Annotated in this window: 6 protein-coding genes; 1 reads left to right on the forward strand and 5 read right to left on the reverse strand. The window is 59.6% G+C overall.

Going from position 1 to position 8,917, the window contains the following annotated elements; all coding sequences use genetic code 11:
- The first annotated feature begins 64 nt into the window (after window positions 1-64).
- A complete protein-coding gene (locus tag AC1Q7F_RS32345; protein ID WP_492512667.1) occupies window positions 65-3,592 on the forward strand; it encodes an ATP-binding protein in 3,528 nt (1,175 codons plus the stop codon).
- A 192-nt stretch (window positions 3,593-3,784) separates the two neighbouring features.
- Here AC1Q7F_RS32345 and AC1Q7F_RS32350 read toward each other — a convergent pair whose 3' ends face one another.
- Genes AC1Q7F_RS32350 through AC1Q7F_RS32370 form a run of 5 tightly spaced genes read right to left on the reverse strand, consistent with a single transcriptional unit; the run spans window position 3,785 to window position 8,879 of the window.
- Window positions 3,785-4,669, reverse strand: coding sequence for a hypothetical protein (locus AC1Q7F_RS32350; protein WP_492512668.1), 885 nt, complete (start codon window positions 4,667-4,669; stop codon window positions 3,785-3,787).
- The gene (locus AC1Q7F_RS32355) at window positions 4,650-5,738 is read right to left on the reverse strand and encodes an inositol-3-phosphate synthase (RefSeq protein ID WP_492512669.1); all 1,089 of its coding nucleotides are present in this window, start codon (window positions 5,736-5,738) and stop codon (window positions 4,650-4,652) included. Before AC1Q7F_RS32355 ends, AC1Q7F_RS32350 begins: the two co-directional genes overlap by 20 nt.
- Window positions 5,735-6,598, reverse strand: coding sequence for a radical SAM protein (locus AC1Q7F_RS32360; protein WP_492512670.1), 864 nt, complete (start codon window positions 6,596-6,598; stop codon window positions 5,735-5,737). The genes AC1Q7F_RS32355 and AC1Q7F_RS32360 overlap by 4 nt, the downstream gene beginning before the upstream one ends.
- Window positions 6,595-7,764 (reverse strand): DegT/DnrJ/EryC1/StrS family aminotransferase, encoded by a 1,170-nt coding sequence (locus tag AC1Q7F_RS32365; RefSeq protein WP_492512671.1) that lies wholly within the window; start codon window positions 7,762-7,764, stop codon window positions 6,595-6,597. Before AC1Q7F_RS32365 ends, AC1Q7F_RS32360 begins: the two co-directional genes overlap by 4 nt.
- The gene (locus tag AC1Q7F_RS32370; RefSeq protein ID WP_492512672.1) at window positions 7,761-8,879 is read right to left on the reverse strand and encodes a glycosyltransferase family 2 protein; all 1,119 of its coding nucleotides are present in this window, start codon (window positions 8,877-8,879) and stop codon (window positions 7,761-7,763) included. Before AC1Q7F_RS32370 ends, AC1Q7F_RS32365 begins: the two co-directional genes overlap by 4 nt.
- Window positions 8,880-8,917: the final 38 nt, after the last annotated feature.

Genomic DNA, 8,917 nt, shown 5'->3' on the forward strand with positions numbered 1-8,917 from the left:
TGACTGATAACTAATAATTATGATGCAACCGTCGGTGAAACGCGTGAGATCTAAGGCGTCAAGCTTGGCTCCTGAGACCAAGGCGATCATCAAGGTACTGGATCGGCGCGTCCGTTTTATTCCAACGGAGATCCATCCCAAAGAAGCCAGCAAGACCGGATACCAGCTTTTCGAAGCCATCCTAGCTTTGCTGATGAGCAGCGTTCAAAATGAATTCAAGTGGACCGTTACCCCCTACGCGAAGGATCAAGGGCTTGATTTCCATGGGAGCAGGCGGATTTTCGAATCCCTGCGCCCACCCGTCCAAGCTGCAATGCAGATCGGCGGTCAATGCAAGATGCGTACAGGAACAACCGATCCGGCCAAGGAGCTAGCCCACAGCATCCTGATCATGAAGCATCACAAAAAAGAGATTTGCTACCTGATTGTGGCCTATATGACGAATGATGAAAAAGAGAAGGTAAAGTTAAAAATAGATATATTGGAGAAGGAGTTCGACCGGCCTATATGCTTGTTCGGGCTCGATGACATTGCCGCCATGTTCATCCATCATGGCAACCGCACGCATAGCTATCTTTCACAGTTGGTGGACAAGCAAGAGCTTGATGCCAAGGACCGGGAAGCGATCGTCAATTACTTCCAGAAGGTCGCCGCCCGTCAGACAGCGACGCTGCACATAATAGCCAAACCCGAGCGTGCGCGGACGGGCATGCCAATAGAGGTCACTGCGGCAGTGACCTCCCCCATCATCATGTCCGACCAGATACGGTTCCGCTGGCGTCCGCACCCCCAAGCGGAATTGTCCACCTACCTCGTACTACCACAGGCGGCACTGTCCGACGAAGGCGCACCGCTGCTCGTTTCCGATACATTCACCCGCCCTGTCCAGTTGAACCTGGTCTGCTATTCACCGGGCAGACAGCCACTGGGCAGGCTGGAGATCGTCAGTGGCAAGGAGATTCTCGCATGGGAGGATCTCGGCACTGTGGATTTCGCGGACACGTTTCAGCCTGCCTTCTATTGGCCACCCTATGAGGATCAGCGCCGGAGTTTCGCTTTTCAGTGGGACATAGTGCGGACCAAGGCCGTGAGTGAGATGACTGTTTCCGGGCATGGTGGTGTCGGCAAGACGCGCTTCTGCCAGGAACTGTCCTTCATCGCCCAGGACCAGGGAGGCTGGGCGCTGTCGCTATCGCATCCAACCAGCCTGCAGGACCCTTATCGGTTGCTGGGCGATCTGGCCTATGGCCTGCTGCCGGACGAGGCGCGACGGTCATCACCCAAACAATCCGTCACCACCTATCTATCGCGTTTGGATGCGACATTGGCCGGGACAGCCGCATCCAGCCTGGAGACGCTGTTTTTCACGGGCCGCAGGGGTGGCGTCCGCAATTTGGACGCGGAACAGGTCGTTCTCGCCCTGCTGACCCTGATGGCCGCCGCCCTACGCCGGGGGCCGCTTCTATTGCACCTGTCCGATCTGCATTGGGCGCTGGGAGATACGCTAAGGGTATTGGGAGAGGTCGTCTACCGGCTGGGCCAACTAGCCGAGACCGGAAAATTGGCCCATGGCCTGTGCGTGATCTATGAAGGACGGACAGGCGAAATTTTCACCGCACGCCAGGAACGGCAAGAGGTGGACTGGTCCTGCGCCGTATTCGAGGATTTCATTCGTGACCGGCGTGCCATACCGGTTGCCCTGCGTGCGTGGAGCGACGCGGACTGCCGCCATTTCCTAACCGATTTCTTCGAGAACGCCCAGTCGGGTACGGCGCGCGTGCCGCTTGAGATGGTGCCGTATCGCGACAGGCTGGTCAGCCAGATCATGCGCTTTGCCGCAGGCAATCCCCTGCACATCGTTGAGCAGATACGGTTACTACGGCAAAGGAAGATCGTCGCTCGCAACCCGCGTACCAACCTGCTGTATGTCGTTAATTCGGAACTGGAGGATCATCACGCTCCTCCTGACGTCCTGGAATTGATCCGGGAACGGTACAGGCATTGCGCGCACCACTCGCCTCCTCTGTCGCGGCTGATCCGATTGGCTGGATTAGTCACGGACCGGTTAGAAACCAGCCTGTTCGAAGCGTTGCGCACGCATGTGGCGCCAGGTCTGTCCGACAAGGTCATCGAGGAAACCGATCTTCTGCTCCTGCCGGCTCATCGGGGAGATGCGATCCGGTTCCGCCATGAGAACTGCTTCCATGCCATCCGCCGGATACCACTGACCATTGAGGACCGGCAGGTGGGCGTGGATATCCACCTGCGCTGGCTGGACAGTCTGAAGGGCGCTGGACCGCAGCGGCAGCTGCTCCGGGCTACCGTGATGGCCGAGGCGCCGGTCGTCGATCGCCAGGGCATTCGGGGAATTCTGATACCTGCCCTGTCCACAGCGGAGCGACAGAACGAGACGCAGTTCGCCCTGCGCATCGCCGAGATGTTGGTCGCCATGCTGGATGCCGGCGACGCGGGCATGCGTCAACGTACCCAGATCACTCTGCGCCTGGTGTCGCTGATGACCGCCGCTGGCGATCGCGGCAAAGCCGTGGAAATTGGCAACCGCATTGTGGAGGAATTGGAACAAACGTCATTCGGCATAAAAGTCCGCTTCACCGATAGTCTGTTGACGCTGCGCGCCGGTGTTACCCTCGCTGGTAGCGAGATCAACCTGCTCCGTGCGTCGCGGGCGGCCGAGCGTCTGCGACGCCTATTGCCGATGCTGACCAGCATTCAGAAGATCGCGCCGAAACGGTCCGTCGCGGCCCTGGGCTCGCTCTCGTTCGACATGATGAACGCATTGTCTGTTGCCTGCGCCCTGGCTGGCGACGCCCAAGGGGCTGCGGAGGCCGCAGCCCGCACTGTAGAGATCGCGCGGGCGAGTGGTGACAAGTATTCCCTGGCGAAGGCACTGATGGACCAAGGCAATATCTGCCTCGACCAGGACCCTGCGCGTTACACGGCGGTGATCGACGAAGGCGGGGCACTAATGGATGGCGCCCCTGCCTATCTGCAATATCTCGGGATCATCACGTCGGCGATGGGCCACCTGTTCAGCGCTCACTTGGCCGGCCAAGACAACGAGGCCCTCTATCACAAATGGTTCGAAAGCCTGTCGACCGTGCATGCGGCAGCGCAGTCGGAAGGCCTAGTACAAGAGGCAGGGGCCGCGGCCCTGATGGCGGGCATATGCAAGGCCATGGTGAGCAGTCGCGAGGCCGTGCACTGGTTCATGGAATGCATCAGCGTCTGCTATCGCGGCAACCATCATGAAACGCTTTGGCGCGCGCATATCAATCTCGCACAGTTCAGCCTGGAGAGCGGGGTCGGCGGTCCGGAGACGGCGGCGCACCATGCCGATCATGCCCTGACCTTAATGACCAAGGGGCTCGATCTTTGCTCCGGGGAAGATAGGCAGAACCGCCTTTCCCTTCTCGGCCTGGGACTGGCAGCGGTGTTTCGCATCTGGACGGCGCTGGGCGATCCGCGCGCCCAGGAATTGGAGCAGCGTTTTCCCGGCAGTTCGGCCAGGGGTATCGGAAAGACCCAACTGATCCATGTCCGGCGCGGCCAGGCCTTCTATATTTTCTTCTGATGGATGGAAGGATTGACAGCTCGCCAATTCTTCCAGCCCCGATTACTAAAGGTCAAAATTCTTGACCGTTAGTATCCGCACCGACTGGCGCGGCGGTGGCCCATACCAGCGGGCTCGCGCATGCGGGCAACTGCCGCGCGGGCGCAGTCAGCCGTCGGCGTACCCCGGTGCGGCATGTCCAGCCCCGTGCAATCACCGGGCTTCCCGAGTGAATGTCGCATGGCAGGCCTCCAACCGATCAACATCCATCAGGTGGTAAACATAGACATTGCGGTTGGTAAAGACCTGGAGAGGCCGGCCTGGGACACGTGAAAGGGAGGGGTCGTACAGGGAGCGCACCGACCAGGGCATGGTCTCAACCGGATTGCGCTGGATGGCAATGGCGCCGACGCCGAGGCTGCGCGCAGCGGTAGTGCAGGCCCGCACCAGGATCGATTGCCAGCGGGCGGCAAAAAGGGTCCTCAGGGGGGGCAGAAAAGGGCCATAGCAGGTTACCAGATCATCATTCGCCCTCAGGAACACCGCATCCCCATATCGAACCAATGTCCGGGTTCCGCGCCGTCCGAACAGCAGCCAATGCCGTTGGCCGATTTCGCTCTGGATGTTCGACAGGAACAAGATGCCGCTGGCTACGGAGCCAACTGCCCAACCCACTTTGCACGGCAGCCCGAACCCCATGAAATGCCTATCGGCGAGCTCGAACATCTCCACCGGAATGCTGCCCGGAGTCGCAAGATAAACCCGGATCGTGCACGGATCACCGAAACGGCCGAAGGTCGCGGCGGGTGTGATGTCGTCGCACAAAGCCCGAGCGGTCCGGACCTCGAACGACGCATCTCCCGTGGAGAAGCGCGCAGGTGCCGACAGGTTGGCGCATTCATTCAGCGCGCGCAGGAACATTCCAAGTTCCATACTCTCGCGTAGAGCGATCTCGCTACGGTTGAGTTCGGTGTCCAGATACAGGCGGTTGCAGCGCACATGGTGCGCCGGCAGCCGACGATAGTAGGATTCCAGGAAATCCTCCTCGCTGACCGGCCAGTCGATGCGCAGGGGCCGATCATCTTGGTTCGTCGACAAGATACCCTTCCACCTCGTCAAACGCGTCCGCTTCGCGCATCTGGCGAGGTGGCGACTTCATGTACAGGGCGGACACGGCCTCCACCGGGCCGGTCAGCCCCCGCAACCGCCCAAGAGCCGCACAGCGTACAGCATCGATCACTATGCCAGCGCTGTTCGGCGAGTCTTGCACGGACATCTTCAGATCCAGTTCGATGGGCATGTTGCCGAACCCGCGCCCCTCCATCCGTATAAAGCAAATCTTGTTATCCCCCTGCCACGGAACATAGTCGGAGGGGCCGATATGGATATTGTCGGACTCGGGCACATGATTGAGTTGGGATACCACCGCCTGCGTCTTCGATGCTCGCTTCGACGCCAGCCGGTCGCGGGCCAGCATGTTGAGAAAATCCGTATTGCCGCCGGTATTGAGCTGGTAGGTCCGGTCGAGGCGGACACCGCGATCAGCGAACAGCTTCACCAGGGACCGATGCACGATAGTGGCACCAACTTGGCTTTTGATGTCGTCGCCGACAATGACCGTGCCAGCAGTGCGGAACGCTTCCGCCCATATAGGATCGGAGGCGATGAAGGACGGTGTGCAGTTGACCATCGCCACGCCGCCCGCCAGACAGGCGCGGGCATAATGGCGCACCGCCTCATCCGCGCCGACGGGCATGTAGCAGACAAGCACATCGACCTGGCGATCGGCCAGCACTTGCGCGACATCGACCGGCGTCTCCTGCGCGGGCCGGAAAGCCCGTTCCTCCGGCCACTCGCCCATGTGGGGGGCGATTCCGTCAAGAGGCGGTGCCATCTGGACCGTCACTCCGTCAGGGACTTGAGAGCAGAAGATGGCCGCACAGTTGGGGGTGGCGAAGATGGCTCTGCCCACAGGCTGGCCGACCTTGCGACGGTCCACATCGAAGGCTGCCACGATCTCGATATCCGCGCACCGCCAGGGGCCGATCCGCACGTGTGCCAGCCCGACCATCTCCGCGTCCTGTGCCTGACGGTAGTGGGACAGGCCCTGGATCAGGGAACTGGCGCAGTTCCCGATTCCGGCGATGGCTACCCTGATCGGCATCATGAACGCATCTCCTGTGAGGCCATCCACTCTCGGCGCTTTTCCGGCGCCAGCAAATCCCATGGGGCCTCGGGCGCGGCGCCCCCTGCAGGCTCCTTTTGCTTCACCGACGATGCTTGGCGATGCTCGCTCCACAGGCCGGATGTTCCCAGGCAATAGGAACAGGCCGGCATGGGTGTGTTGGAGCGCAGGAAATCGGCCAATTCAGTTGCCAGTACCGGATTGCCGTGTAGGGCGACGCTGTTACCTTCATGATCATACTCGATGCCCTGGCGGCGAAGCCGATCCACCGTGAAGGCAGAAGGCGAGCATTTGTAGTAGCGCCCGTTTCGCACCGTATGGCTATGGTTCACTACTGGCATTTCGCAATGATCGCGGACGAAGGTCACGAATGCCGTGTCTTCGATGCGATGATCCAGCAAGGTATGGCGGAAACTGCCCATGGGTATCGGGGTGAATTCGACCCCGTGGATACGGCAGCGTTGCTCAATCTCCGGCAAGGATAGTGGCTGCCGGATCCCCGGATAGAGGGATACCCGCAGCCGGTCGATGCGAGACCAGCATGCTGTGTCCATGCGGTGCAGCAGGGTGCCGTTCGTGACCAGCGTAATCGCGTCGGCCACGTCCGACTGACGGATTGCCTGCAAAACTTCCGGGAGGTCAGGATGCAGAAGCGGCTCTCCTCCTATGACCTTGATCTCGTCGGCACGTAACACGGTGGCCAGCGCCTGCAGGTCGGCGATGATACAGTCCCGCGCGACAATCGTCTTCGGCATCAGCGGTGATGCGTGGTCACAATTCACGCATTTCAGGTTACAATGCTCTATAATATTATATTCTATTATGGGCAGACTGATCTTCATGGCCTACCTCCGCTTAGAAACCACAATGTCTCATTGATCACGCGGTCCGCATCATGGAGCGTCAATCCTTGGTGCAGCGGCAGCAGCAGCGTGGTGTCGGCGGCGGCCTCCGCCTCCGGCAATGGTGGCCCGGACCATCCATATAACGGTTCACGGTGCAGTGGAGGGTAGCGAAAGGTTGTATAGATGCCCGACTGTCGCAGGTGATGAGCCAGCCCATCGCGCAGCACCGGTGCCAGTTGCACCCAAAAGAAGGAATGGGACTGGCGATGCCCCTCGGGGAGGGCAGGCGGCAGGGTGAGCAAAGCCCGCGCATCCCTCAGGCCGATGCGGTAACGCTGTGCGATACGGGACCGGCGGCGGCTGAAGGCGGGCAAGCGCGTCAGTTGGACCCGCCCGATCGAGGCAGCGATATCGTTGAGAATGGCCCGCCGCCCGAAGCATCCTATAGACAGTTCCCACCATCGGGCCGTCAAGCGGGAGGTAAACCCGCCCGCTTCTGTCAGACCGAGGAAGATGGCGGTCTTGATCCGCTGGGCGATGGCTGAATCACGGCAATAGACCATCCCACCGTCGCCACAGGACAAGGTCTTCATGGAATCAAACGACCAGACACCGATATCACCGAATGTCCCACAAGCCTGGCCGTCGACCCTGGCATCGACGGCGATGGCCGCGTCCTCGATGAGGAATATGCTTCGTCGGCGGCAGAAATCGGCAATCTCCCGCGCCGCGCCGGGGGAGCCGCCGTAGTGGAGGATCATTACGGCCTTGGTTCGCTGGGTGACAGCAGTCGCCACCTGTTCCAGACGCGGATTGAGCGTCCGCCTGTCAACATCGCAGAAGACCGGTCGGGCGCCGACCGCGCATACCGCGTTGGCCGCACCTGTGAAATGGATGGTGGGCAGCACGACCTCGTCGCCGGGGCCGACGCCGAGCGCGAGGACCGCCTGGAACAGCGCTTCCGTGCAGGTCGATATGGAGAAGACACGTTCAGGGTCGACGTCGACATGTGCTGCAAACGCTTTTTCAAAGGCAAGGGTCTGCTCTCCACGGCCCGGCCAATTGTCAGCCATGACCCGGCTGACAGCCACCGCCTCCCTGACCCCGAGCGTCGGCTGGAAAACATTGATGAACGGTCGGGCCGATGACGAGGGTTGCTTCATAGTTCTTCGCTGACCAGGCAATTCCCGGTATGATCAATTATCATTTCGTCGCCGACCAAATGCCGACGCTGCCTGAACCAATAATCATTATCCTTCAATTGTGTGAATGCATCGACCACATAAATGAATGGCCGAGCATGCCGCAGCATTGAATGTGGCGTCAGCATGGGAATGAAGTATTTTTCATTTACATTGTTGAGTTGCCGATAATCGAACTCGACGTCACGTGATGCAGCGGGCAGGACATCGCGGATAGTCTTGATGACCTCCGTATCCACCGATCCTTTCGAAAGGTTGAGAACGTGGCCCGACCGTTCGGCGAGGTGGGGCCTGCGTTCCAACTGATACCGGAGCCCTTCCTCCACATAGCGGCCGATATCGGTTTCAATCTCTGCACGCCATTTTCCGAAGAACACGGCTTCGGCTTCTGCAAGGCGGACAAAGCGAGCATGCCCGGACTGACTACCCCAATGATATACTACCGCGTCCGCATTAACATGCGCCTTCAAACCGATTCTGCGCGCACGGAAGCAGTAATCGACTTCCTCGTTACAGTTGTACAATTCTTCATCCATTGGACCCAGCGCGTCGTATAAGTGCTTTGGGAAGCAAAGAATAGCACCAGTTGTCGCCTGGACATCCCGACTTCTGCTAGCCAAAGGGTGGTCAGGCCGCAGGAACTGGAAGATATGATACTTGGAACGTTTGGAGAATGAGATGCCGACATGATCGATAGTCCCGTTCTGGGGATAAACGATCTTGGCACCGACGATGCCGACATCCTGACGCTCCTGGAAAACACGTGTCAAATGATCGCAGGCGTTGGGACACAGGATCAGGTCTGTATTGAGGTGGATGAAGAAATCACCTGTCGCTTCCGCCATCGCACGATTGACGGTGCCCGCATAGCCGCGAGACCGGTCATTGCGCATGTGGAGGACTCGGATACCTTCTGGAAAGGTCGGCATGGCCGATCCAATATCCTCAGTCGACAGGTCATCGACGGTAATCACCTCGTCACCCGGCCGCAGATGCGGCAACACTGACTCCCAGAAGGACCGCAGATAACGAAGGCCGTTGAAAATCGGGACGATGAAGCTCCGCCTACCGTTCATGCGTACCGCCTCGTCTGATAATTATTAGTTATCAGTCA

Source organism: Niveispirillum sp. GW835-FHT14G11 (assembly GCF_058793615.1).

What these genes read in the sequence shown, in the direction of transcription:
- AC1Q7F_RS32355 (WP_492512669.1), bottom strand. Translation starts at nt 5,738, where the DNA reads ATGATGCCGATCAGGGTAGCCATCGCCGGAATCGGGAACTGCGCCAGT.
- AC1Q7F_RS32360 (WP_492512670.1), bottom strand. Translation starts at nt 6,598, where the DNA reads ATGAAGATCAGTCTGCCCATAATAGAATATAATATTATAGAGCATTGT.
- AC1Q7F_RS32365 (WP_492512671.1), bottom strand. Translation starts at nt 7,764, where the DNA reads ATGAAGCAACCCTCGTCATCGGCCCGACCGTTCATCAATGTTTTCCAG.
- AC1Q7F_RS32370 (WP_492512672.1), bottom strand. Translation starts at nt 8,879, where the DNA reads ATGAACGGTAGGCGGAGCTTCATCGTCCCGATTTTCAACGGCCTTCGT.